Annotated in this window: 18 protein-coding genes; 9 read left to right on the forward strand and 9 right to left on the reverse strand. The window is 61.7% G+C overall.

All coding sequences use genetic code 11. The features are described from left to right. Nucleotides 1-41: 41 nt before the first annotated feature. Nucleotides 42-2,318 carry an NADP-dependent malic enzyme gene (locus tag JXQ94_RS07215; protein WP_421923094.1) on the reverse strand — a complete coding sequence of 759 codons (2,277 nt, stop codon included), beginning with the start codon at nt 2,316-2,318 and terminating at the stop codon, nt 42-44. A 71-nt stretch (nt 2,319-2,389) separates the two neighbouring features. After that, nucleotides 2,390-3,904, reverse strand: a complete 1,515-nt coding sequence (locus JXQ94_RS07220) for an NAD(P)H-hydrate dehydratase (RefSeq protein WP_421923095.1) — start codon at nt 3,902-3,904, stop codon at nt 2,390-2,392. A gap of 130 nt (nt 3,905-4,034) precedes the next feature. Between JXQ94_RS07220 and JXQ94_RS07225 the strand changes: the two genes are divergently transcribed. The 5 genes from JXQ94_RS07225 (at nt 4,035) to JXQ94_RS07245 (ending at nt 14,074) form a co-directional block, all read left to right on the forward strand. Beyond that, entirely contained in the window at nt 4,035-4,373 is a 339-nt protein-coding gene (locus tag JXQ94_RS07225) for a P-II family nitrogen regulator (RefSeq protein WP_295692425.1), read from the forward strand. Nucleotides 4,374-4,405: 32 nt separating this feature from the next. Next, complete coding sequence (glnA, locus tag JXQ94_RS07230) at nt 4,406-5,809, forward strand: type I glutamate--ammonia ligase (RefSeq protein WP_421923096.1); 1,404 nt, start codon at nt 4,406-4,408, stop codon at nt 5,807-5,809. A 169-nt stretch (nt 5,810-5,978) separates the two neighbouring features. Continuing rightward, nucleotides 5,979-9,155: an autotransporter domain-containing protein gene (locus JXQ94_RS07235; RefSeq protein WP_421923097.1), complete on the forward strand. Its 3,177-nt coding sequence runs from the start codon at nt 5,979-5,981 to the stop codon at nt 9,153-9,155. A gap of 168 nt (nt 9,156-9,323) precedes the next feature. Next, nucleotides 9,324-11,342, forward strand: coding sequence for a DNA topoisomerase IV subunit B (gene parE, locus JXQ94_RS07240; RefSeq protein ID WP_421923098.1), 2,019 nt, complete (start codon nt 9,324-9,326; stop codon nt 11,340-11,342). 116 nt (nt 11,343-11,458) lie between these two features. Continuing rightward, the gene (locus JXQ94_RS07245; RefSeq protein ID WP_421923099.1) at nt 11,459-14,074 is read left to right on the forward strand and encodes a M14 family zinc carboxypeptidase; all 2,616 of its coding nucleotides are present in this window, start codon (nt 11,459-11,461) and stop codon (nt 14,072-14,074) included. Nucleotides 14,075-14,133: 59 nt separating this feature from the next. On the opposite strand, the gene JXQ94_RS07250 is transcribed toward JXQ94_RS07245, so the two are convergent. After that, nucleotides 14,134-14,955: a hypothetical protein gene (locus JXQ94_RS07250; RefSeq protein ID WP_421923100.1), complete on the reverse strand. Its 822-nt coding sequence runs from the start codon at nt 14,953-14,955 to the stop codon at nt 14,134-14,136. Between the two features lie 242 nt (nt 14,956-15,197). Between JXQ94_RS07250 and JXQ94_RS07255 the strand changes: the two genes are divergently transcribed. The 4 genes from JXQ94_RS07255 to JXQ94_RS07270 all read left to right on the forward strand — a co-directional run bounded on the left by JXQ94_RS07255 (nt 15,198) and on the right by JXQ94_RS07270 (nt 20,754). Further along, a complete protein-coding gene (locus JXQ94_RS07255; RefSeq protein ID WP_421923101.1) occupies nt 15,198-16,625 on the forward strand; it encodes an amidohydrolase in 1,428 nt (475 codons plus the stop codon). After that, nucleotides 16,625-17,896: an amidohydrolase family protein gene (locus tag JXQ94_RS07260; protein ID WP_421923102.1), complete on the forward strand. Its 1,272-nt coding sequence runs from the start codon at nt 16,625-16,627 to the stop codon at nt 17,894-17,896. The genes JXQ94_RS07255 and JXQ94_RS07260 overlap by 1 nt, the downstream gene beginning before the upstream one ends. Nucleotides 17,897-18,009: 113 nt before the next feature. Beyond that, nucleotides 18,010-19,548, forward strand: coding sequence for a DEAD/DEAH box helicase (locus JXQ94_RS07265; RefSeq protein WP_421923103.1), 1,539 nt, complete (start codon nt 18,010-18,012; stop codon nt 19,546-19,548). 153 nt (nt 19,549-19,701) lie between these two features. Beyond that, nucleotides 19,702-20,754, forward strand: a complete 1,053-nt coding sequence (locus JXQ94_RS07270) for a GGDEF domain-containing protein (RefSeq protein WP_421923104.1) — start codon at nt 19,702-19,704, stop codon at nt 20,752-20,754. Between the two features lie 63 nt (nt 20,755-20,817). Here JXQ94_RS07270 and JXQ94_RS07275 read toward each other — a convergent pair whose 3' ends face one another. Genes JXQ94_RS07275 through sufC form a run of 6 tightly spaced genes read right to left on the reverse strand, consistent with a single transcriptional unit; the run spans nt 20,818 to nt 25,255 of the window. Next, on the reverse strand, nt 20,818-21,408 hold the full coding sequence (locus JXQ94_RS07275; protein WP_421923105.1) for a glutathione S-transferase N-terminal domain-containing protein: 591 nt from the start codon (nt 21,406-21,408) through the stop codon (nt 20,818-20,820). Between the two features lie 6 nt (nt 21,409-21,414). Continuing rightward, complete coding sequence (locus tag JXQ94_RS07280) at nt 21,415-21,774, reverse strand: HesB/IscA family protein (protein ID WP_295692453.1); 360 nt, start codon at nt 21,772-21,774, stop codon at nt 21,415-21,417. Between the two features lie 9 nt (nt 21,775-21,783). Next, nucleotides 21,784-22,212: an SUF system Fe-S cluster assembly protein gene (locus JXQ94_RS07285; protein WP_421923106.1), complete on the reverse strand. Its 429-nt coding sequence runs from the start codon at nt 22,210-22,212 to the stop codon at nt 21,784-21,786. Nucleotides 22,213-22,220: 8 nt separating this feature from the next. Beyond that, nucleotides 22,221-23,462 (reverse strand): cysteine desulfurase, encoded by a 1,242-nt coding sequence (locus tag JXQ94_RS07290; RefSeq protein ID WP_421923107.1) that lies wholly within the window; start codon nt 23,460-23,462, stop codon nt 22,221-22,223. Then, nucleotides 23,459-24,487, reverse strand: coding sequence for a Fe-S cluster assembly protein SufD (gene sufD / locus JXQ94_RS07295; RefSeq protein WP_421923108.1), 1,029 nt, complete (start codon nt 24,485-24,487; stop codon nt 23,459-23,461). Before sufD ends, JXQ94_RS07290 begins: the two co-directional genes overlap by 4 nt. Before the next feature lie 3 nt (nt 24,488-24,490). Beyond that, nucleotides 24,491-25,255, reverse strand: coding sequence for a Fe-S cluster assembly ATPase SufC (sufC, locus tag JXQ94_RS07300; RefSeq protein ID WP_421923109.1), 765 nt, complete (start codon nt 25,253-25,255; stop codon nt 24,491-24,493). Between the last annotated feature and the right edge of the window lie 35 nt (nt 25,256-25,290).

Genomic DNA, 25,290 nt, shown 5'->3' on the forward strand with positions numbered 1-25,290 from the left:
GATTGCCGGTGACCGGTTCGGCCGGAGAGCCCCCGTGATGGTCAGCCCGGGACTTTGTTCAGGTCATAGGCCGCGATGCCCGCCAGATTGACGATATCCGTCACATTCGCGCCAAGGCGCGCGATCTGAACCGGTTTTTCCAGGCCAACCAGCATCGGGCCGATCACGGTCGCGCCGCCCGCTGCCTTGAGCAGCCGCACCGCGATGGAGGCGGAGTGAATGGCCGGCATGATCAGGACATTGGCCGGCTGGGTCAGGCGGGAGAACGGGTAGAGCTTGTGATGATCCGGGTCGAGCGCGACGTCGGCCGCCAGCTCGCCCTCATATTCGAAGTCTGCCCCCTCGGCATCGAGGATTTCGACCGCCTGCTGGACCTTGGCTGTCCGCTCACCCGGCGGATTGCCGAAGCTGGAATAGGACAGGAAGGCGAGATGCGGCGTAATTCCGAACCGGCGCGCGGCATTCGCGGTCACGACCGCGATCTCGGCCAGCGCCCGGGCGTCCGGGAATTCCGTGACCGACGTATCGCCAATGACCAGGCTGCGCCCACGCGTCACCGCGATCGTCACGCCGACCGGCCGGCTGCCCTCAATCGGGTCCAGGACCAGCTCGACCTCATTCATGACCACGTTGGAGTGTCGCGTCACCCCGGTCACCATCCCGTCGGCATGACCCATTTTCAGCATGCAGGCGGAGAAGACATTACGGTCATTATTCACACGCCGCTGGACGTCCCGGCGCAGATATCCCTGCCGCTGCAAGCGCTCATAGAGATAGTCGGAATAGTCCGCATTATACTCCGAAAGCCGGGCATTGCAGACCTCGAGCGAACCGGCCGGAATTCCCAATTCCTTCATATTGGCAGCCACCACCTCCTCACGCGCGACCAGCACCGCCTTGCCCAGCCCCTGGACCTGGAAAGCATGGGCGGCGCGGATCACTGCGGGCTCTTCGCCTTCGGCAAACACGATGGTTTTCTGCTCGGCCCGAATGGACGCGGAAATGCGCTGCTGGACGGCGGCGGTCGGGTCCAGACGGCGGGCCAGAACCTGTTTGTAGGTGTCATTGTCTTCGAGCGGGCGGCGTGCCACGCCGCTATCGATCGCAGCCTGGGCCACGAAGGGAGGCACCCAGGAAATCAGGCGCGGATCAAACGGCGTCGGGATAATGTAGTCGGGACCATATTGCAGGCGATCGACCTTGTAGGCCTGGGCCACCTCGTCCGGCACATCCTCGCGCGCCAAAGCGGCGAGCGCCCGCGCCGCGGCGATCTTCATCTCTTCATTGATGGTTCGCGCCCGCACATCCAGCGCGCCCCGGAAGATATAAGGAAAGCCGAGAACATTATTGACCTGGTTGGGATAATCCGACCGACCGGTCGCCATGATCACGTCATCACGAACCGATTTGACCTCCTCCGGTGTGATCTCCGGGGTCGGGTTGGCCATGGCGAAAATGATCGGATTGGGCGCCAGGGAAGCGACAATGTCCTTGGTAAAGACCCCTGCTGCCGACAGGCCGAGCAGGACATCCGCACCCTGTGCCGCATCGGCAAGGGTTCGCTTGTCCGTCTTGATGGCATGCCGGTTCAGCCGGTCATGTCCGCCGGGGCGGCCCTCATAGACAACGCCATCAATGTCCACGACGATGGTATTCTCAGACTTCACTCCCATCGACTCGATCAGCTCGAGCACGGTGAGCCCGGCAGCGCCGGCCCCGCACAGGACGACTTTCAAGTCTTCCATCTTGCGGCCTGTAAGGTCACAGGCATTGATCAGGCCGGCGGCTGCGATGATCGCCGTGCCATGCTGATCATCATGGAAAACCGGGATGTTGAGGTCTTCGCGCAAGCGCGTTTCGATCTCGAAACATTCCGGTGACTTGATGTCTTCCAGATTGATGCCGCCAAAGGTGTCGCCGAACCCGCGGACGCATTCGATGAATTTGTCCGGATCCGTATAATCCACCTCGATGTCGACCGCGTCGATATCGGCAAAGCGCTTGAACAGCACCGCCTTGCCTTCCATCACCGGCTTGGACGCCGCAGGACCCAGATTGCCGAGGCCCAGGATTGCCGTCCCGTTCGATACAACCGCCACCATATTTCCCTTGGACGTATAGTCGTAGACGGTCTCGGGATTCTCCGCGATTGCGCGCACTGGCGCTGCCACGCCGGGGCTGTAGGCGAGCGCTAGGTCGCGCTGTGTTGCCATCGGCTTGGTCGCCGCCACGGACAGCTTTCCGGGCGTCGGTTTCATGTGGAAGATAAGCGCGTCAGCGTCGAGTTGATTGTCTGCGCGGTAGGTCGATTCAGCCATGTTTCACCCCGGGGGAAGGACGTCCAGCGACCCTGCACCGCTCCGCGACAAGTGCCAAGCCCCGCAAACGCTTAGCTTCCATGCGCCAGCAGATGGGTCAGGGCGGACTCGCGCCTGTGACGCGCGATCACGGCCTGCAGCACCTGGGGCAAAATCTCGGGCAAGTCTTCGGCAATCAGGCCCGGACCAAGTCGTCGCCCGGCATCGCCGTGCAGCCACGCCGCACCAGCTGCAGAATCATGAGGCGAAAGACCGGCGGCAAGCCCCGCCGCAACCATCCCGGCCAGAACATCCCCGCTGCCAGCAGTCGCCAGCCAGGGCGACGCATGCCGGTTGATCCAGGGCAATTGCCCGGGTGTTGCAATGAGCGTCGCCGGTCCCTTGAGCAAAACCGTGCAACCGGCCCGGTCCGCGGCGGCGCCAACCTGGTCCAGCCGGTTCTGCGACGGGTCATCACGCCCGAAGAGCCGCGCGAATTCGCCGGCATGGGGCGTCAGCACGCAGTGCGCATGGAGTGCTTGGAACAAGGCCTCCGGCGCGCCTTCAAAACTGGTGAGCGCATCAGCGTCCAGAACCAGGGGCAGGCCCGTGGCAAGCGCCGCGAGAACACTGTCGCGAGTCGCCCCTCCCATCCCCATGGCCGGGCCGAGGACGGCGGCTTGGGCCCGCAAATCGGTGAGGACGCGGGCGGTATCTTCGCCGCCGGACCAACGCGTCAGCATGATGGCATCAAGACGGGACGCATTGACGAGGCTGGCTGATGGCGGCGAACACACCGTCACCAGGCCCGCTCCGGCGCGCAACGCAGCCCTCGCCGCCAGGCGCGCCGCGCCGCTGGCACTCGCGCCACCACTGAAGACAGCGACCCGCCCTCGCCTGTGCTTGTGAGCCACCGGATCGGATTGCGCTCCGGCAGACGGCCATGCCGGGGCAGTGGTCTGGCGCGCAACCGGGGGCACAGAGCCCGCCCAGCCATCGGGGATGCCGATGTCGCAAAGCAAGACTTCACCGCATTTTTCCGCATAAGGGTCAATAAGATGCGCCAGCTTTCTGCGATGAAACGTGACGGTCAGGTCCGGCGCGACGCACGGCCCGTCGACCGGGACGGCGTCGCCATTCATGCCACTGGGCAGGTCCACAGAAACCACCGGCACGGATGCATCATCAAGCGCCTTGCACCACGCGGCGGCTTCACCGTCGAGCGGGCGGGACAACCCGGCCCCGAACAGCGCGTCAACAACCAGATCGCCATTCAGGCGCGTATCGGGTGATTCCGTGACCAAGCCCGTCTTCCAGACCGACCGCGCCCAGAGCGCGTCGCCGTCCAGCCGGGCCTCATCACCGAGCAGCGTGACCCGGACCGGCCACCCCGCATCACGCAGCGCGGCGGCGGCGATGAATCCGTCACCGCCATTATTACCGGGCCCTGCCAGAACCAGCACCGGGCGCATCGACCAGCGGGCGCGAATCGCCTTGCTCACCGCCTCCCCGGCCCGCTTCATAAGCGCCTGCGAGCTGACGCCGTTTTCGACGGCGAACCGGTCACAGCGCGCGCTGTCGGCGGTGGTCAGAATTTCCGTGGCCATGCTCGCTCCATTCTGTGGCAGCTGTGCCTGATTGTGAGGCATATGATCAACCCGCTGCCGTGCAGACCTGTTTCGGTCTTGTCACTGCCTACGCCACGTCTAGCCTCAACGAGAGATCATGGAGTCCGTGATGAAAAAAATCGAAGCCATCATAAAACCCTTCAAGCTTGATGACGTGAAGGAGGCCCTGCAGGAGATCGGTGTGCAAGGCCTTACGGTCATCGAGGCCAAGGGGTTTGGTCGGCAAAAGGGGCATACCGAACTCTACCGCGGCGCCGAATACGTCGTCGACTTCCTGCCCAAGATCAAGATCGAACTGGTGCTTCCCGCAGATCGCGTGGACGCCGCTGTCGAAGCCATCCAGACCGCTGCCCAGACCGGCCGCATCGGCGATGGCAAGATTTTCGTCAGCCCGATCGAAAGTGTGATCCGCATCCGGACCGGCGAGACCGGCCGCGATGCTCTCTAATCCAACCTGACCAGTAATCCGGAGCCTGGCCCATGTCAGACGCAATTCTCAAAAAGCTCAAAGACGAAGACATCAATTTTGTCGATCTGCGCTTCACCGACCCGCGCGGCAAGCTGCAGCACGTCACCTTCGACCGTTCGGAAGTCAATGAGGACTTCTTCGAGGACGGCATCATGTTTGACGGCTCCTCGATAGCCGGCTGGAAGGCGATCAACGAGTCCGACATGGTATTGAAGCCGGACGCCTCGTATTGCGAGGTCGATCCCTTCTACCAACAGCCGACCGCAGTCATTCTGGCCGACATTCTCGAGCCGGGGACGGGCGAAGCCTATAACCGCGACCCGCGCACCACGGCAAAGAAGGCCGAGGCCTTCCTGAAGGCCTCCGGTGTCGGCGACACGGCCTATTTCGGTCCGGAAGCAGAATTCTTCGTTTTTGACGATGTCCGCTATTCGACCAGCCAGCAGGACACGAGCTACAAGCTCGACAGCGAAGAGATGCCCCACAATACCGGCTCGAAGTTCGAGGGCGGCAATATGGGTCATCGCCCGGGTCCCAAGGGCGGCTATTTTCCGGTCAATCCGGTCGATAGCGGCCAGGACATGCGGACCGAGATGCTGACCGTGCTCGATGAACTCGGCCTCAATCCGGAAAAGCATCACCATGAAGTCGCGCCGGCCCAGCACGAACTCGGCATGAAATTCTCGTCCCTGACGACGATGGCCGACCGCATGCAGCTGTATAAGTACACGGTGCATATGGTCGCCCATGCCTATGGCAAGACGGCAACCTTCATGCCGAAACCGGTCTGGAACGACAATGGCACCGGCATGCACGTCCACCAGTCGATCTGGAAAGACGGCAAGCCGATGTTCGCAGGCGATCGTTATGCCGACCTGTCGGAAACCTGCCTCCACTATATCGGCGGCATCATCAAGCACGCGCGCTCGATCAACGCCTTCGCCAACGCCTCGACCAATTCCTACAAGCGCCTTGTGCCGGGCTTTGAGGCGCCGGTCCTGCTGGCCTATTCGGCCCGCAACCGGTCCGCGTCAATCCGCATCCCATGGGTCAACTCGCCGAACGCCAAACGCCTGGAAACGCGCTTCCCGGATCCGGCCGGCAATCCCTATCTGACCTTCGCCTCGCTGCTGATGGCCGGCCTCGATGGTATCGAAAACCGCATCGATCCGGGCGATCCGATGGACAAGGATCTCTACGACCTGCCGGCCGAAGAGCTCAAGGACATCCCGACCGTCTGCCGCTCGCTCCGCGAGGCCCTGGAATCGCTCGATGGCGATCGCGACTTCCTCAAGAAGGGTGGCGTCATGGATGACGACCAGATCGACGCCTATATCGATCTCAAAATGGAAGAGGTCCTGCGCTTCGAAATGCACCCTCACCCCGTCGAGTTCGACATGTATTACTCCTGCTAAATCAAGCAGTTTCGAACAAATTCCAATTAAAGTTGGCGGCCGGACCCATGTCCGGCCGCTTTCTTTTGCACTCAGCGCACCCGATACGGTCGACGAGCGCGCGGGCTTTCGCTACAAATCGTGTCTCATTCGACCAACCCCGTTCGGGGAAGTCCTGTCAGGAGTTCGTATGCGTCGCCGTTTCTTGTTCGCCAGCGCCCTTGCCACGCTGACCGTTACAGCTCCTGCCGCTTTCGCAGATCGCGAAATCAGCGACGAAATCACCACGCCGATCGCCACCTCCACGGCGGGCGATGGCGGCGTCGCCGACAATATTGTCATCACGGCCGGCGGCCGCGTTACGCTCGTTCCGAACGCGACCGCGGTCACGATCGACAGCGACAATGACGTGACCAATAGCGGCTCGATCATCATCGAAGGCGATGATGATGGCGGCGTCGGCATTCACGCCATCGGTGGCAATACCGGCAACATCACGAATTCGGGAACCATCCAGGTTGTCGCCGAGACCCGCGCGGCCGACACGGATGACCCCGCCGACGGTATTGTGGATGGCCCGATCGCCATTGGCTCGAACCGCGTTGCCATCCTTGTTGACGGGGCAGCCGTCTTCACCGGCGACATCGTGGCATCCGCTGGCAGCACGATGACCGTGATCGGCAATGATTCAGCTGGCTTGCGTCTTCTGACGGGCCTCGATGGCAATATCAGCACCGCAGGCCTCATCCGCGTGATCGGCGACAACAGTTTCGGCGTCGAGCTGCGCGGCACGGTCACCGGTGATGTGACGCTCGACGGCCGCTATGAAGCCAATGGCGAAGGCAGTGGCGGCATCCTGATTGCCAGTGACATTGACGGCGCATTGAGCATTGGCGGTACCGTCAATGCCACGGCCTACCGCTTCATCGGACGGCCGAATGAAGACGTACGCGACACGCTTGAGGCCGAGGATCGCGCCGATAGCGCCTCACCTGTCCTGGTGAACGGCAATGTCAGCGGTGGCGTCTTCTTCAGCGGCTTCTCTACGGACCGACCCAGCACACCGTCAGCCAATATTTCCGTTCGCGGTTCTGCACCGGCGGCGCACATCCTGGCCAATGCGAGCTCCGGCGACATTGTCCTCGGCGAAGTCGTCCTGGAAGCGATTCCTGATGATCCCGACACGGCCGATGTTGATGAAAGCGTCGCTGCCGAGCTGATCGGCTACGCGCTCGTCAATCGCGGCAATATCCAGTCCGCCGGCAATCTGGACGGTGTCGATACCGTCTCGCTCTTCGTCAATGGCACGGACGGGCATACGGTCAGCCTGACCGGTGGTTTCCTCAATGAGGGCGATATCGGCGGCTCGGCCTGGGCCGGACAATCCACTGGCGTCCTGATGGGCAATGGCGCGATTGTCCCGACATTTGCCAATGCCGGAAACATCCTGATCCGGACGAATAGCGAAGGGTCTCACGCGCAAGGCGTCTATATCGATACCGGTGCGAATGTTCCGATGCTCGTGAATTCGGGCGTCATCGATGCGACCGCGCTCAATGGTGGCGGCGGCACCGCGCTGACCGATGTCTCCAATTCTCTCACCATGATCGAGAATACCGGTGAAATCGGCGCCTATCACCTCAACACCGTCCCGGGCACCGACCCCCAGATTGATGATCTGGTTGCGATCGATCTTTCGGCGAACACCGTGGGAACGACCGTGCGCCAATACCGCGCGGATGACGCCGAAGATGGTTTCGTCGAAGAGATCATCGGCGACGTCCGGTTCGGATCCGGCGACGACCGCCTGCAAGTTGAATCCGGCTCCGTGACGGGCGATCTCAGCTTCGGCGATGGCGCTGACGAATTGATCATCACCGGCGGCACGGTTGTGGGTGGCCTGAATGATTCCGACGGCAATCTCGCGATCGAAGTCGATAATGCCGGTCTCAGCCTCAGCGCCAGCACCAGCGCCGACATTGCGACCGCACGCTTCGGCGACGGCTCCGTCATCCGCTTCCAGATTGACGACGACGCCGGTACGGCAGCCAGCCTGACGGCGTCAGGCGACATCACCTTCCAGTCCGGCTCTCGTGTCGCCGCGACGCTGGCCAATCTGATTGGCGACGGCGCGACCTATGTCGTTGTGTCGGCGAATAATCTTGTCATCGAGGAAAGCCTCGACATCCTTCAGAACACCGAGGCTCCCTGGCTGTATGAATCCAGCCTCGAATTCGACCCCAATAATGCCAATGCGCTCATCCTGACCCTGCGTCGTCGCACGGCAGAAGAATTGGGGATGAACGCCAATCAGGGCGCTGCCTATGCCGCAGCCCTGGAAGGTTGGCAGGGCAATGACCTTCTCGGCGAGGCGATCGCATCCCTGCTCACCCAGGATGAATTCTTCTCGGCCTATGACCAATTGCTCCCGGAATATGCTGCCAGCGCGATCCAGTTTGCGCTCGCGGCCAATGACAGCTCGGTCGGCGCGCTCGCCAATCGCCTGGAAGCCGTGCGTCGCAGCCCGGAAGAGACCGGTGGTCTCTGGATCCAGGAATTCGGTTACTTCGCCGATCGCGCCGGCACCGCTTTCGGTCCGGGCTATCGCGGTCACGGTATTGGTGTCGCAGTGGGTTTCGACCGCCCCGTCGGCCCCTTCTATGCCGCCGGTCTGAACTTCGTCGGCGCGGCCAGCGAAGTCTCGGAAGTGGACGGCGTCGATGACCCGATGAGTGCGCTGACGGCTCAAATCGGTGCCTATGCCGGCGCTCATACCGACATGTTCGACCTCGATATCTACGCCGCCCTTGGCTATGACAGCTTTGAGCATAATCGTCGCGTGCTGATCGGCGAGTTTGATGCCTCGCCAAGCGCGGAATGGACCGGCTGGCACACCTCAGCGTCAGCCCGCATCGGTCGGGACATCGCTTTCACCGACAATTGGTATTTCCGGCCCGCTTTCTCGGTGGATTACCTGCGCCTGAGCGAGAGCGGTTACACCGAAACCGGTGGCGGTATCGGCGTCGACCTTTCGGTCGGTGATCGGGAAACCACCAGCTTCTCGGGTACAGGCCTCATGACATTGGGTGCCCGCTTCGAGAATGACAATTCCTGGTGGGCTCCGACAGTGCGGGTCGGCTTCCGCAACGAGTTCGGCGATTCCGATGCCGAGACGACAGCGAGCTTCTCGGACTTTGACGACACCTTCACGCTGCGCTCACAGGCGATGCCGGGAACCGGCGCGATCCTGGGCTTCGGTATTGCTGCCGGGTCGGGCTATTCGACCTTCTCGTTCGACTATGACGCTGATGTGCGCGAGGACTTCATTCGCCACACGGCCCGCCTGGTCATGCGGATGATCTTCTGATCCATCTCTCCGGGTTTCAAACAGCCGGCCCGCTGCAATGCAGTCGGGCCGGTTTTTTGTGTGGAACACCCTGAAAACCTCTGTCGACGGCTGCACAGACAGGCTATCCGCGCCCGATTCGCTGCGTAGAATTCCCCTACCTGCCGCCGACTCGTGCAAAGTGGACCGATGTCGAACCAGAACTCCGATTCCGACCTGTTTGGCGGTGCTCCGGCGCCGACCCCTTCCAAGGCCCCGGCCCCGGGCTACTCGGCGGCCCATATCGAGGTGCTGGAAGGTCTTGAAGCCGTTCGCCGACGTCCGGGCATGTATATCGGCGGGACTGATGAGCGTGCCTATCATCACCTCTTTGCCGAGATCCTCGACAACTCGATGGATGAAGCCGTGGCCGGCTGGGCCGACCGGATCGAGGTCGCGGTCGACGAGGACGGCTATATCACCGTGACGGACAATGGGCGGGGCATCCCGGTCGACCCTCACCCCAAGTATCCGGACAAGTCGGCGCTTGAAGTCGTTCTCACGGTCTTGCATGCCGGCGGCAAGTTCTCCGACAGTGCCTACAAGACCTCCGGCGGCCTGCACGGCGTCGGCATTTCAGTGGTCAACGCCCTCTCGGAAGTTCTTGACGTCGAAGTCGCGCGCGAAAAAACGCTGTGGACCCAGTCCTATTCCCGCGGCCTGCCGCTCGGCAAGCTGGTCAATGCCGGCGCCGCACCGAACCGGCGTGGCACCAAGATCCGCTTTTTGCCTGATCGGCAGATCTTCGGCGAGAAGATGTCGGTCAAACCCGCGCGCATCTATGCGATGGCGCGGTCGAAAGCTTTCCTTCGCCGTGGCGTGAAGATCCAGTGGCGCTGCGCCCCGAGCCTGGTTGAAGGCACGGACATCCCCGCTGACGATATCCTCTGCTTCCCGGGCGGGCTGGCTGACCGGATGACGGAGATGGCCGACAAGCGCGCGCTCATCACGGCTGAAGCCTTCACCGGGCGTGTCGAGCGCGAGGATGGCGCGGGCGGCGTCGAGTGGGCGATCACCTGGTCCGGCAATGGCTATGGCGGCGACGCAGACGGCTTTTGCCAGTCCTATTGCAATACGGTTCCAACACCACAGGGCGGCACCCACGAGCAGGGTCTCCGCGCGGCCCTCTCCAAGGGCTTGCGCGCCTATGCCGAGCACACCCATGCCAAGAAGGCGGCTCAGATAACGGCTGAGGACGTATTGGGGGGCGCGGGCGCGCTGGTGTCGGTCTTCATTGGTGATCCTGAATTCCAGGGCCAGACCAAGGAACGCCTGGCGACCCCGGAAGCGACCAAGCTGGTGGAGACCGCGGTCCGCGACCAGTTCGACCACTGGCTTGCCGGCTCACCGAAGGAAGCCGCCAAGCTCGTTGAATTCGCAATTGAGCGCGCCGATGACCGGATGCGCCGGCGCAAGGAAAAGAACGTCAAGCGCCAGACTGCCTCGCGTCGCCTTCGCCTGCCAGGCAAACTGGCGGATTGTTCGCGCGCCGATGCCGACGGGACCGAGCTTTTCCTGGTCGAGGGTGACTCGGCCGGCGGCTCTGCCAAGCAGGCCCGTTCACGCCAGACCCAGGCCATTCTTCCGCTGCGCGGCAAGATCCTCAATGTTGCGTCAGCGACGGCCGACAAGATTTCCGCCAACCAGGAAATCAGCGACCTCCTGCTCGCGCTTGGCTGCCAGACTGGGAGCCGGTTCAAGCTGGAAGAATTGCGCTATGAGCGCGTCGTCATCATGACCGACGCCGATGTTGATGGCGCCCATATCGCTGCGCTGCTGATCACTTTCTTCTACCGGTCCATGCCTGAGCTCATTCATTCGGGACGGCTCTTCCTGGCCCAGCCACCGCTGTATCGCCTGACCCAAGGGACGCGTACGCTGTATGCCCGCGATGACGCCCATCGCGAACAATTGATCCGCGACGAGTTCAAGGCCAACAGCAAGATTGATGTCGGCCGATTCAAGGGCCTTGGAGAAATGACTCCGAGCCAGCTCAAGCAGACGACGATGGACCCCGCCGTGCGTACGCTCGCGCGCGTTGTGATCGATGAGGATGATCTGCCGAGCCTGGAAGCCCTGGTCGAGACCCTGATGGGCAAGAAGCCGGAAGCGCGTTTCAAGTTCATCCAGGACAATGCCAGCTTCGTCACCGAAGAACTCGATCTCTAGCGATCCTTGGGCTATGGGCGCCGCGGTTGCGTCAGGATACTGCCCGGCGAGTGGACAAGTCTGCGCGCCGCGCTAGCCTCTCGCGCAGCACTATCCAGAATCACGAGGGGAAGCCGATGACCTGTACACGCGCACTCAAGAACGCCCTGCTTGGGGCCAGCCTGATGGTCGGCGGCCTGGGCGGCATGGCCCTGGCCGAGCCGGTCGAATTCTTCCAGGTCGAGGGCATCGATTATGACCCGGACGTACCCGCGCCAGAGGATGTGATCGGATGGGGGGTCGGCGACCGCCCGGTACGCCATGACCAGCTGGTGAGCTATCTTTCGGAGATTGCCAACGGGTCCGACCGTATCTCGGTCGAGACGATCGGCTACACCCATGAGCGGCGCCCGATCCTGTTCTTTGTCGTCACCTCACCGGAAAACCATGCGCGTATCGACGAGATCCGGGCCCAGCACCTGGCCTCGCTCGAGCCGGGCGCGCCGGTGAGTGATGGCCCTGCCATCCTGTGGCTGAACTACGGGGTCCATGGTGCCGAGTCCGCCGGGATGGATGCATCCATCCCGACACTCTACCACCTCGCCGCTGCGCAAGGCCCCGAGATTGAGTCGACCCTGGACGACAGCGTCATCCTGATCACCGCCATCTTCAATCCGGATGGCCATTCGCGCCGGGTCAATCATGTTGAGACCTTCGGCGGCGATGTCCGGGTGACCGATCCCGATCACCAACAGCATAATTTGTGGACTGCCGCGCGGACCAATCATTACTGGTTCGATCTCAACCGCCAGTGGCTGTTGCAAACCCAGCCTGAATCTCAAGCCTGGCTGGAGCAATGGCATGAATGGAAGCCGCAGGTTTCCGCCGACTTCCACGAGATGGGTACGGAAAGCACCTTCTATTTCCACCCCGGCGAACCCCTGCGCCGCAATCCCCTCATCCCGGAGCGGGCACGCGATCTGACCCTTGGCATCGCCCAGCACCACATCGACTTCCTCGATAGTGAGGCGCGGCTATATACGTCCGAGGAAGGCTTCGACAATTTCTATGTCGGCAAGGGTTCGACCTATCCGCAGGTCAATGGCTCGCTTGGCATCCTGTTCGAGATCGGCGCGGCCCGCGGCGGCCTGATCGAAGCCGAACGGGGCCTGGTCAGTCATGGCGACAATGTTCGCACCCATTTCCGCACTTCGTTGACCACGATCGAAGGCGGCATTGCCGGACATGACGAGATCGCCGCCTATCAGCGCGACTTTTTTGCCAATTCGGCCACCGAGGCCGGGCGCGACCGCGATCGCGGCTTCGTCTTTACGGCGGACGGTGACCCGGCCCGCGCGAACATGTTTGTCGACTTGCTCAATCGCCATGACATCCGGGTCAATCGACTGGCCCGTGATGTGCGCAGCAATGGCCGCACCTATCGCGCCGACGAGAGTTTCGTCGTCGAACTGGCCCAGCCGCAATACACGATGATCAGGTCGATGTTCGACCAACCCACCGAGTTCGAAGAAAACATTTTCTACGATGTTTCGGGCTGGACCCTGCCTCTGGCCTATGACCTCGACTACACGGCTCTGGGTCGCGATTGGTCCACTGATCTGCTCGGCGCGGAAACAGGTCCGGAATCGCTCGCCCAGCCGGCGCCGCCGCGGTCAAGCTATGGCTATGTCCTGCGTTGGTCGGATTATTATGCACCGCGTGCCCTCTATCGCCTGCTGGATGCCGATGTCCGCGTTCGTGTTGCCACCGAGCCGGCAACGATAGCGACGCATACGGGCGCCACGGAGTTCGGCCCGGGCGCGGTCTTTGTGCCACTGGTCGGTCAGGACCCGGATCGCGAGACCATCCATCAGCTCGTCGCATCGATAGCCGAAGATGATGGTGTTGCGGTTCACGCCGTGACATCCGGCTCGACGGCGGCAGGTTCACCCGACCTGGGTGACGGCAATGGTTTCCGTGCGGTGCGCCGCCCCGAAATCCTCGTCCTGTTTGACAATGGGCTGACAAGCTATGATGCCGGCGAAGTCTGGCATCAGCTCGATCACCGCATGAACATACCGGTCACCTTGCGCCGCAAGAATGATCTGGGTGGCCTCGATTGGTCTCGCTACACCCATATGGTGATTGTCGGTGGCGGCAATACCAGCCTGCCCTCGCGCAGCGCCGAGCGGGTCGAACAGTGGATTCGTGAGGATGGCGGAGTGCTCGTCACCATGCGCCAAGCCTCGGTCATGGCACAGTCGACCTTCTTCGATATGGAAGCGGAAGACGACACTGAAGAGGACACGGATAGCGAGACACCGGACCGCCGCAATTACGCGGATATCGGGGTCGATGACGCTGAACATGTCATTGGCGGAGCGATCTTCCAGACCGATCTGGACCCCTCACATCCGATTGGCTTCGGCTATGGTGATCGCCTCCTGCCCGTCCACCGCAATACCACGCTCACCCTGCAACGGCCGGAGGGCAACCCCTTCGCTGTGGTGGCTGAGTACGCGGATGATCCGCTGATGTCGGGATATGCCTCTGAGATGCGCCAGGATGAAATCAGCGGCACGCCGGCCGTGATCGCTCAGCGGCTGGGTCGCGGCAGCGTCGTGATGTTCGCCGACAACCCGATGTTCCGGGCCACATTCCGCGGCACTGAGCGGGCCTTCATGAATGCGATCTTCTTCGGTGCTCTGATCGATCGCCCCTTTGGCGACTACAATGATGAGGACCATCACTAGCCGGAAATGCGGGCGCGAGGTCAAATCTCGCGCCCGCCAATTCGATTGGCGATCGCGACCTACTGGTTATCGCGCAGCACATCCCGCGACATATTGTTGAGAGCCGCCGACCAGACATTCGGCCGGATGTCGCACCGCATATTGTTCTGACCGATATCATAAGGCCCGTCATAGACCGGGCAGACACACGCGGTCAGGCCATCCTCGCCAGCATCACTGCAAGGCGCCGTCATGCAGCCGGCATAATTGGTCCCGGTATTCTCACAGCTCGTTGAGCCAAAGTCGAAATCCTGGCTGTATTCGAGCGAAAACGTCGAGATCAGGGTGGCTTCCGGCAAATAGGGGTAGAGGGTCTGACCCTCGCCCGTTTCCATATCCCCGAGATATTCGCACACCGGCGCAAACTGGCAGTGCTCAGCCTGGGCGATATGGGGGTCATCCATGTTGCAGCGACCGCTCAGGAGGCTGGCCATGTTGAGGCAATTCGAGCCATCCTCGTTGCAAACCTCCGCGGTGGCATCGCGCACGACCGGATTCAGGATCGAGCCGACCTCCACAAAATTATAGATTGTCTGGTGCAGGTCGGACGGTTCGGTAAACGCGAAACACTGGCACTCCGCATTGGCGGTCGCACCGTCGGCACTGTCACCCGGCACGCAGGGCAAGCTCTGGCTCGCCCCGTCCGATGTCGCGATGGTGTCACCCGGCCCGGAGTAGTAGCACAGCGCATATGGATTGCCGGTACAGGCGAGAAAATTGGAGACTTCCTCGAAGGCATCTGCGCGTGGTGGTTCGTCCGCATCCGGGCCGTCGATCTCGGCAGAACACGCAGCGGCCAGAACGATGACCGACAGGAAGACATAGGGGTTGAATAGTTTCATGGCGCTCTCCCAGCCTGGAGGCCGCGCTTCCCGGCCCGACCCTCCATCCAAGATTGCATTGATTCACTGCATCACCAATAGTAGCGCTCCGAGCTCGGCGAGCCGCGTAAGGCATCCTGCTGAATATTCACAAATCTTTCCCTCGACCGACGCATCGGGGTTTGACGGCAAGGGCGCGAGGGCGTTCAATTGCTCAATCTCGTTCGGCTCCGCAGTGCCGAACGCCAAGTGGGGAATAGACAATGACACGCAAGGCATGGATGCCAGCTCTGGCGGCGACCGCCTTTATGGGCCTGGCGGCGTGCAGCGCCGGCACCGACTCAGACGGTTCCGGCTCTGCTTCGTCGGATTCGGACATTGTCCGACACAGTCTCGATCCATTTCCATCGACCTATACGGCCCGGGAGAGCGGCACCACGCTCATTCGTGGCGGCACGGTGCTCGATGGAATTGGTGGCGAGATCGAAAATGGTGATGTCCTGATCGAAAATGGCCGTATCAGCGCGGTTGGTACGGGCCTGGAAGCCCCGGATGGTGCGACCGTGATTGATGCCACCGGGCGCTATGTGACGCCGGGCGTGGTCGATATCCACTCCCATCTGGGTGCCTATCCGTCACCAAGTGTCAGTGCGCACAGCGATGGCAATGAGGCCACCCAGCCGGTGACCGCGGAAGTCTGGGTCGAGCACAGCGTCTGGCCACAGGATCCCGGCTTTGAGGCTGCCCTTGCCGGCGGCGTGACCACACTGCACATCCTGCCCGGCTCGGCCAATCTGTTTGGCGGACGCGGCGTGACCTTGCGCAATATTTCGGCGCGTACCGTCCAGGAAATGAAATTCCCGGATGCGCCCTACACACTGAAAATGGCCTGTGGCGAAAATCCGTCCCGCGTCTACGGCAATCGCGGCCAATCCCCGGCCACGGATATGGGCAATATGGCCGGCTATCGCGCCGCCTGGATCCGCGCCTCCGATTACCGCGACAGCTGGCATGATTATTGGGAAGCGGCCGAGAATGGCGAGGATGCCACCGCGCCGACTCGCGACCTCGAGCTGGAAACCCTGATGGGTGTCCTGGACGGCGAAATCCTGATTCAGATGCATTGCTACCGTGCTGACCAGATGGCTCAAGTCATCGATATGTCAGAGGAGTTTGGGTATCAGGTCACGACGTTCCACCACGCTGTCGAAGCTTATAAAATTCCCGACCTTCTGGCCGAGAACGGCGCTTGCGCCGCTGTCTGGGCCGATTGGGGCGGCTTCAAGATGGAAGCCTATGACGCCATTCGCGAGAACCTCGCCCTGACCCATGCCAATGGGGCCTGCGCGATGATCCACTCGGACAGCGATATGGGTATCCAGCGCCTTAATCAGGAAGTCGCCAAGGCGCTTGGCGATGGTCGCCGTGCCGGCCTTGAGATTTCCGATGGCGAGGCCTGGGCCTGGCTGTCCTCGAACCCCGCGCAGGCGTTGGGTATCGCGGACGAAACCGGCAGCCTGCAAACCGGTCTGCGGGCCGATGTCGTTCTGTGGTCTGGCAATCCCTATTCCACTTACACACGGGCCGACCAGGTCTGGATCGATGGCGCGCTGAGTTTTGACCGGCGTGACGAAGACCAGCAGCCGGTCCGCGACTTCATGCTCGGCCAACCGGGTGAAGGAGAACAATGATGAAAGCGATCCTTCCCGCGCTCGCCCTGGCCCTTGCCAGCACGGCGCCAAGCCTCGCCCAGACCTATGCCGTCACCAATGGCCGCGTGGTCACCAACTCGGTTCAGGGCATCATCGCCGATGGCACCGTTTTGATCCGCGATGGCAGCATTGTTGCGGTTGGCGCTGATGTGACCATCCCGGACGGTACCGAAGTTATCGATGCCGATGGGGGCTGGATCACGCCAGGCCTGTTCGCACCCTTCACCCAGATCGGCTTGATTGAAGTCGCTCTTGAAGGCTCCACGACCGATGCGGGCGCGAATGACTCGCCCTATTCCGTCGCACTGGATGTCACCGACGGGTTTAACCCGGCCGGAACGCACATCGCGTCGACCCGCATGCGCGGCGTAACCCGGGCCGCCATCTATCCCTCGACCGGCCACAACATCTTTGCTGGTCAGGGCGGTCTGGTGAGTACGAGCGGTGATTCCGACTCGGTGTTCGAGAGTGGCAGCTTTGTCTATGCAGACCTCAGCCAGTCCGGGGCCTCGACAGCCGGCGGTTCCCGCCCGGCCGCCTGGGCCTATCTGGAGGCCGCCTTCAATGATGCGCGCGGCTATCCGGGGCGGTTCTCGGCCGACCATGAGGGCGATGCACTCAATCGCTTCGACGCCCAGGCCTTTTTGCCTGTGGTGCGGGGACGCGTTCCGCTCGTTCTGAACATTGATCGAGCAGCCGATTTGCGCCGGGCGATCCGCTTCCAGGCGGAAAACGCCCCGGTCCAGATCATGATCGAGGGTGGTGCCGAAGCCTGGCTCGTCGCGGATGAGCTGGCCGCGGCCGGAATTCCGATTCTGCTGGACCCGCTACGCAATCTCCCCGCCTCATTCGATGAGATCGCCGCGACGCTAGACGGTGCTCAGCGCCTGCATGCAGCCGGTGTAACCGTGGCCTACACCACGTTGACCTCGGACGGGTATTACAATGCCCGCCTGATCACCCAGCACGCCGGCAATGCTGTCGCCAACGGCGTGGCCTGGGATCAGGCCTTCCGGTCGATCACACTTACCCCGGCGGAAATCTACGGCGTGGGCGACCGCTATGGCGCCCTGGCGAATGGCTATGCCGGCGATGTCGTCGTCTGGGACGGGGACCCGCTGGAGGTGATGAGCTCACCGACGGCGGTCCTGATCGATGGCGAAATGACGGAGATGGATTCGCGGCAGACGCGCCTTCTGAACCGTTACATCAATATCACGGACGAGACGCCATTCGCCTATCGGCGTTAGGGGATCAGCCTTGTTGCGTTGACTCGCAGCGGCGCCCCCGTATTTTGCGCTCACCAAGCGGCCGCGCCACTACGGCGCGGCCGTACCGTATTTAGGTCAAACCAAAGGACGCCATGACGTTCGCAGATCTGGGTCTGAGCCCAAAACTACTCGAAGCCATCCAGAAGGCTGGCTATAGCGAACCGACCCCGATCCAGGCCGGTGCCATTCCTCCCGCGCTTGCCGGGAAAGACGTGCTTGGCATTGCCCAGACGGGCACCGGGAAAACTGCGTCCTTTACCCTGCCCCTTATCGAGCGTCTGTCCCGTGGCCGCGCCAAGGCCCGGATGCCGCGCTCGCTTATCATTGCCCCGACCCGCGAGCTCGCCGCCCAGTGCGCCGAGAATTTCGAGACTTATTCCGAGGGCCAGAAACTCTCCATGGCGTTGCTGATCGGCGGCGTTGCCTTTGGACCGCAAGAGGCAATTCTCAACAAGGGCGCGGATGTCCTGATCGCCACACCGGGTCGCCTGCTCGACCATTTCGGGCGCGGCAAGCTGCTGATGACCGGCGTTCAGATGCTGGTTGTCGACGAGGCTGACCGTATGCTCGACATGGGTTTCATCCCGGATCTCGAGAAAATCTTCTCGCTGGTACCGCCGCCACCGCGTCGTCAGACTCTCTTCTTCTCGGCCACCATGCCAAAGGAAATCCAGAGCCTGGTTGATCGCTTTCTGCGCGACCCGGAACGGGTGGAAGTTTCGCGCCCGGCGACCGCATCCACCAATATCACCCAGCTCATGATCAAGCTGGGTGACAACTCGGCCAAGGCCAAGCGCGCCGCCCTGCGCCTCGCCATGTCCCGTGATGGCGTGAAAAACGGCATCATTTTCTCGAATCGCAAGCGCGACGTCGACATCGTCGCCCGCTCCCTGCAACGCCATGGCTTCTCGGCCGCTCCGATCCACGGCGATCTGGACCAGTCGGCCCGAACCGCAACCCTCGCCAGTTTCAAGTCCGGCGAATTGCGTTTCCTGGTGGCCAGTGATGTCGCAGCGCGCGGTCTGGACATTCCCGATGTCAGTCACGTCTTCAATTACGACATGCCGCACCATGCCGATGATTATGTGCATCGCATCGGCCGGACCGGGCGCGCGGGCAAATCCGGCGAGTCGATCACGATCTTCGTGCCGGGTGATGAGAAATCCCTGGCGGCCGTCCTCAAGCTGATCCAGGTCGAAATCCCTGAACTGGTTCTCGACGGCATGGGCACCGCAATGGCTGATGCCGGTGTCTCTAGCGGCAGATCACGGCGGTCCGTGCCGAAGAGTGGTGGCAGTTCGTCGTCATCCAAAAGCGAATCCACACGCTCACGCTCGCGCAAGCCGCGCCGCTCCGAGGCGCCGGGCGACGAAGCGCCCACCAGCGCGGCATCGGCGGTTCAAAAAGCCGTCGCAGCGGTAGAAGAAAAGCAGAAAGAACCCGCCAAACAGGCTCAACCCGAACAGGTGGTCACCGAGAAGGCCGAAGCCGGAAAGCGCGAGGCGCAACCCGAAGCACCGCGTCGAGGCGGACGGAAGTCAGGCTCCAAACGGGATCGCAGCCAGGACAATGACCGGTCTGTGGTGGGATTTGGCGACCACGTTCCAAGCTTCATGAATGCCGATCGCTGACCTCTGCCGACCCAATCGCAACGAATGGCCGCAAAATCAGTAAAAGCAACTCATACGCTATAAGCCATTTTTACTACTTCTTTCCCTTTGCCGGTTAGGGTCACCCCAATCCGAAGAGCGAAGTCATTCGCGTCGGCAGGGAAGGACTTTCTGGTGAACGGTCGACTGCTTGGAAATGAAGGTCGTGAGTTCGCGCTCAAGGCGTTGGATCTCATGGATCAGTTCGGCATCGCGCCGACACCCGAAAACTATGCGGTCTGGGTCTGTTTCGCCAGTGATACCAATCCGGAACTTTGCGAGACCCTGAAAGGTCACATCCAGTCCGGCGACACCTTCTCGGAAACGATCAATACCGAACTCTTCGAACAGTATTTCCAGTGGAAAGCCATTCAGGACGCGATTCTGGAGAGCGGCGGCGCGATGTGTCGCGAGTTGGGCGCCGTGCAGCAGACGCTGCAAGCCGCCGAGCGGGACACCGCGGCCTATGGCAAGGCACTTGAGGGCGCCAGCCACGAACTGGTTGCCAGCCCGGATGCCCCGGGCATGAAGAAACTCGTTGAAAGTCTGGTCTCGGCCACCGCCCGGATGCAACGCCGCAGTCAAGCGCTCGAGGATCGCCTTCAGGCGACCTCCAACGAAGTGACGCAGCTGCGCTCGAATCTGGAAAAGGTTCGCGAGGAGGCCATGACCGATGCTCTCACCGGTATCGCCAATCGCAAACGCTTCGACGAAAGCCTCCGCCGTGCACGCCGCGACTCGGAAACCAAGAAACAGCCGCTCAGCCTGATCCTGTGCGACATCGACTTCTTCAAGCGCTTCAATGATACTTGGGGCCATCAGACGGGCGACCAGATCATCCGTTTCGTAGCGGGTTGCCTGACCCGGCATGCCGGCGAGGGTCATCTCGTGGCCCGCTATGGCGGCGAGGAATTCGGTATTGTGATGCCAAATACCGCTCCCAATGTTGCTGAACAGGTTGCCGAGAAAATCCGCAAGACTGTCGAATCCAAGAAATTGCTTCGCAAGTCCACCAATGAGGACCTCGGCAATATCACGGTCTCGCTCGGCATCGCGACGTATCAGGACGGCGAGTCGATTGAGGATCTGATCGAGCGGTCCGACTCGAACCTCTACCGCTCCAAGACCGAGGGCCGTAATCGCACGACCGTCGATGATGGACGGGCGAGTTCACGCAGCGCCGCCTGACCCCGCGCCAGTCACATGTTCGACATTCTGCATCAGGCCGCCTCTCGAGGCGGCCTGATCATGTCAGCTCTCCGCTGGTGGCGGCGTGGCCTTGAAACTGGGACGCGCTTCCCATGCCTCCAGCAATGCCGTCAGGTGCGGCCGCCCGCTGCGCCAGCCGCTCTCGGGATAGCGAAAATCCATGTATGACAGCGCCACCGCCATGGTCAATGGCCCCTGGGCAAGCGGCGCGTCCAGATCACCAATCAGAGTTTCGATCTCATCGATAGCGCGCATGATTCCGCGCTCGCGGCGCTGGATCCAGAAGTCTGACTGGATACCCTCATCACGCACCATTTCCACGCGGCGTGCGACGGTCAGGTCGAGCAAACCATTGCCGAGCGCCTCGAGGCGACGGTCATTCCAGTCCCGCGGCCACGGCTCACCGGCCCGCTCACACAGATAATCGGCAATCAGCGCGCTCTCGGTGAAGGCCTGCCCGTCATCCAGTACCAGACACGGCACACGGCCGAGCGGATTAGCCTGGATCAAGGCCGGATCATCGTCAAAGGGATGGGATTCCAGCTCTTCCACCTCGTCCGCCAAACCCAGTTCATGCACCATGACGCGGCATTTGCGTGAATAGGGCGAGGTGGTCGAGATGATGAGTTTCATGGTCGGTCAGACTTCCTTGACAGGAATGATCGTCACGCTTTCCCCACATCCACATGCGTCGGTCTGGTTGGGATTGTTGAAAACGAATTTCGCATGAAGCGGGGTAATTTCATAGTCGATCTGCGTTCCGAGCAGGAATAACAGCGCCTTCGACTCCAGCACAATCTCGACGCCATGGTCTTCAACGCGCTCGTCCAGCGGACCAGGCGCCTCGACATAGGCCATCTCGTATTCCATGCCGGCACACCCGCCATTCTTGACACCGACCCGCAGGAAGCCGGCACCGCGCTGGGCCATCAGCCCCTTCACACGCTCGGCCGCCGCTTCGGTCAGGCTCACTGCCTTGGGTCGTTCACGTACAGCCATTTCGGCCTCCTAGAACATGTTCAGCGCGAGGCGCGCTTCATCAGACATGCGATCGGGCGTCCAGGGTGGCTCGAAAGTGAGATTCACCAGCGCACGATCAACGCCGTCGACCTTTTCCACCGCTTCCTGGACCCAGCCCGGCATCTCGCCCGCGACCGGGCAACCCGGCGCCGTGAGCGACATCTGGACCTTCAAGGTCCTGTCATCTTCCAGATCGACCTTGTAGATCAGGCCAAGCTCGTAGATATCGACCGGGATTTCCGGATCGTAGACGCTCTTGAGCGCTTCGACGACGGCATCGGTGATACGCGCCAGTTCGTCAGCCGGTATGGCACCAGTGCCGTCAGCCGGGCGACTTTCGGTCGTAATTGCGCTCGCGGGCACCGGCTCGGCGGGGGCAGACAGGTCGATCACGTCACGGTTGATTTGCTCGGTCATGGTCATCCCTAGATGAGGAAGTCGCGGGCCTTTTTCAATGCGTCGACAAACGCATCGGCCTCTTCAATGGTGTTGTAGATGGCGAAACTGGCCCGTGCGGTTGAGCTCACGCCCATGCGACGCATCAGGGGTTGGGCACAATGATGCCCGGCCCGAACCGCAACGCCGTACTTGTCGAGGATCTGAGCTACATCATGAGGATGGGCGCCATCCACGGTGAAGGAGATGATCGCGCCCTTGTCCTGGGCCGTTCCGACAACTCTCAGGCCGTCAATATCGGCCAGACCGGTCATGGCCCTGTCCATCAGCGTCCGCTCATGCTCCAGCACCGCCATGCGGTTATGCCGCTCAAGCCAGCGGATGGCAGCGCCTAGGCCGATCGCATCGGCAATGGCCGGCGTGCCGGCCTCGAACTTGTGCGGGACATCGGCGAAGGTCACCCGGTCCTCGAACACGTCGGCAATCATCTCGCCGCCGCCCATATAGGGCGGCAGACGGTCCAGCCAGTCGCCCTTGGCATAGAGCGCCCCGATGCCGGACGGGCCATACAGCTTGTGTCCGGTGAAGACGAAGAAGTCACAATCAAGCGCTCGGACATCCACCGGCAGGTGGACCGCCGATTGCGACCCATCAAGCAGGACCGGCACGTCGTGAGCTTTTGCAATCTCCATGATCCGGGCAGCGTCATTCACCGTGCCCAGGACATTGGACATATGGGTGATGGCGATCAGCTTGGTCTTATCATTAACCATACCTGCCAGTTGTGGATAATCCAGCTCACCGGAATCGTTTACAGGTGCCCACCGCAGAATAAGCCCTTTGGAATCAGATAGAAGGCGCCAAGGCACGATATTGGAGTGATGCTCCATCTGCGAGATGATGATTTCATCGCCCGCCTCCAGCATCTGGCCGAAAGAGTGGGCAATCAGATTGATCGCCTCGGTCGAGCCGCGGGTAAAGACAATCTCCTCGGTCCGCTTCGCATTGAGAAAACGTCGGACATCTTCGCGCGACTTCTCGAACTCTTCGGTCGTCTCATTGGCCAGGGTGTGGAGCCCGCGATGCACATTGGCGTAAGAGGCCCGATAGACACCGGCCACGCTCTCGATCACGAATTCCGGCTTCTGGGCCGATGCCGCATTGTCGAGATAGCATAACGGATAGCCGTTGATTTCCCGCTGCAGGATCGGGAACTCGGCCCGGATGGCCTCGATATTCAGGGGCGCCGTGATGGCAGTCTGGGCGGTCATGACACGGCTCCCAGGCGGGCGCGCAGGATCGACTTGAGTTCCTCGCGCAAGGTTTCATCGCTGACCTGGTCCAGAGGCTCGGCCAGGTAGCTCTCGATCAGCAGGGCCCGGGCCTTGGCTTCGGGCAGACCGCGCTGACGCATGTAGAAGAGTGCGGTCTCGTCCAGCGTACCAAGCGCATTGCCGTGCGCGCACTGGACATCGTCGGCATAGATTTCCAGCTCCGGCTTGGCATCGATTTCGGCCTTCTCGCCGAGCATGAGGGCCCGGTGGGTCATCCGCGCATCGGTCTGCTGGGCAATGCGGTCGACGATGAATTTGCCCTGGAAAACCCCGTGGCCGCCCGAGGCAACAGCGCCTTTGACGAGCTGCCGGGTCTGGCAGCCCGGACCGGCGTGGTGGACAACCGTTGTACTGTCCGCATGCCGTCCGGCCGCGAGGACGTAGGCGCCGCCCATGTCGATGCGGGCGCCCTGCCCCGGATGGGTCACATGGGTCTCATTGCGCGAAAGACGAGCGCCGGTATCAACCATCGTCTGGTTGAGTGTCGCATCTTCGGCCAGCTCGATTTCAGCGGAACCGACAAAGATCGCATCGGCGTCATGATCCGTGATCACAACACGGTCGAGTCTGGCACCGGCTTCAACGCGAATGACCATGTGCCAATTGCCGAGCGACCCGGCTGCCCCCGCCAATCTCTCCACAAGCGTCACAGATACGCCTGCCGGCACTACCAGGGCTGCATCGGCTGCACTCGCGCCGGCCGACGCGGCAACCGCCAATTCGATACGATCGCCATCCTTGACGTTGGCGAGTTTATCAAGCCCGGTCACATCAAGGCGACCGGCACCGCTGACATCATTCGCGGCCCGCCTCAGATCGGACCATTTCCAGAATTCATTGCGGCGTGTCGGCAAGCCATCACGCTGAGTCGCCTCGCGCAATTGCGCACGCCAGCCGGTCGCGCCGTCGAGCGCGTCGATCAGTGCCTGTTCGGCCGCGGTATGGGTGAGCGTCGCGGTCATGCCTCAGGCCGCCTCGCCGAGATATTTGTCATAGCCCTCAGCCTCGAGCTCGCGCGCAAGTTCCGGACCACCGGATTTGACGATCCGGCCATCGGCCATGACGTGGACGACGTCTGGCGTGATGTGGTCGAGCAGACGCTGATAGTGAGTGATGACCAACATGCCCCGCTCGGGCGAGCGCAGCGCGTTGACGCCATCGGACACGATCTTGAGGGCATCGATATCAAGGCCACTATCGGTCTCGTCGAGGATCAGGAATTTCGGTTCCAGGACAAGAGCCTGCAGGATCTCCATCCGCTTCTTCTCGCCCCCGGAGAAGCCGACATTCACGGCCCGCTTGAGCATGTCCATGGACACGTTGAGCTGTTTGGCCTTCTCACGGATCAGCTTCATGAATTCCGGCGCCGAGACCTCTTCCTCGCCGCGCGTGGCACGCTGCGCGTTGAGGGCTTCCTTGAGGAAGGTGATGGTCGGAACACCTGGAATTTCAACGGGATACTGGAAAGAGAGATAAAGGCCGAGGGCGGCCCGTTCTTCCGGCTCCAACGCTGCCAGGTCCTCGCCGGCAAAATGCATGTTGCCACCAGTGACCTCATAGCCGTCACGACCGGTCAGGACATAGGACAGGGTCGATTTGCCGGACCCGTTGGGCCCCATGATCGCATGGACCTCGCCAGCCGGCACGTCGAGCGAGAGACCCTTCAGAATGGCCTTCTCCTCGCCATCCTGGGTTTCGACTTTGCATTTTAGGTCGTTGATCTTCAGCATCTTCGTCTCGTTCTTCTTGTCATCGTGTCAGGTGT

It is taken from the genome of Maricaulis maris (genome assembly GCF_049116555.1).
In the GTDB taxonomy this organism is placed as follows: domain Bacteria; phylum Pseudomonadota; class Alphaproteobacteria; order Caulobacterales; family Maricaulaceae; genus Maricaulis; species Maricaulis maris_C.

Bases quoted from the DNA above. Each gene is read 5' to 3' on its own strand.
- JXQ94_RS07215 (WP_421923094.1), bottom strand. From the start codon at position 2,318: ATGGCTGAATCGACCTACCGCGCAGACAATCAACTCGACGCTGACGCG.
- JXQ94_RS07220 (WP_421923095.1), bottom strand. From the start codon at position 3,904: ATGGCCACGGAAATTCTGACCACCGCCGACAGCGCGCGCTGTGACCGG.
- JXQ94_RS07225 (WP_295692425.1), top strand. From the start codon at position 4,035: ATGAAAAAAATCGAAGCCATCATAAAACCCTTCAAGCTTGATGACGTG.
- glnA (WP_421923096.1), top strand. From the start codon at position 4,406: ATGTCAGACGCAATTCTCAAAAAGCTCAAAGACGAAGACATCAATTTT.
- JXQ94_RS07235 (WP_421923097.1), top strand. From the start codon at position 5,979: ATGCGTCGCCGTTTCTTGTTCGCCAGCGCCCTTGCCACGCTGACCGTT.
- parE (WP_421923098.1), top strand. From the start codon at position 9,324: ATGTCGAACCAGAACTCCGATTCCGACCTGTTTGGCGGTGCTCCGGCG.
- JXQ94_RS07245 (WP_421923099.1), top strand. From the start codon at position 11,459: ATGACCTGTACACGCGCACTCAAGAACGCCCTGCTTGGGGCCAGCCTG.
- JXQ94_RS07250 (WP_421923100.1), bottom strand. From the start codon at position 14,955: ATGAAACTATTCAACCCCTATGTCTTCCTGTCGGTCATCGTTCTGGCC.
- JXQ94_RS07255 (WP_421923101.1), top strand. From the start codon at position 15,198: ATGACACGCAAGGCATGGATGCCAGCTCTGGCGGCGACCGCCTTTATG.
- JXQ94_RS07260 (WP_421923102.1), top strand. From the start codon at position 16,625: ATGAAAGCGATCCTTCCCGCGCTCGCCCTGGCCCTTGCCAGCACGGCG.
- JXQ94_RS07265 (WP_421923103.1), top strand. From the start codon at position 18,010: ATGACGTTCGCAGATCTGGGTCTGAGCCCAAAACTACTCGAAGCCATC.
- JXQ94_RS07275 (WP_421923105.1), bottom strand. From the start codon at position 21,408: ATGAAACTCATCATCTCGACCACCTCGCCCTATTCACGCAAATGCCGC.
- JXQ94_RS07280 (WP_295692453.1), bottom strand. From the start codon at position 21,774: ATGGCTGTACGTGAACGACCCAAGGCAGTGAGCCTGACCGAAGCGGCG.
- JXQ94_RS07285 (WP_421923106.1), bottom strand. From the start codon at position 22,212: ATGACCGAGCAAATCAACCGTGACGTGATCGACCTGTCTGCCCCCGCC.
- JXQ94_RS07290 (WP_421923107.1), bottom strand. From the start codon at position 23,462: ATGACCGCCCAGACTGCCATCACGGCGCCCCTGAATATCGAGGCCATC.
- sufD (WP_421923108.1), bottom strand. From the start codon at position 24,487: ATGACCGCGACGCTCACCCATACCGCGGCCGAACAGGCACTGATCGAC.
- sufC (WP_421923109.1), bottom strand. From the start codon at position 25,255: ATGCTGAAGATCAACGACCTAAAATGCAAAGTCGAAACCCAGGATGGC.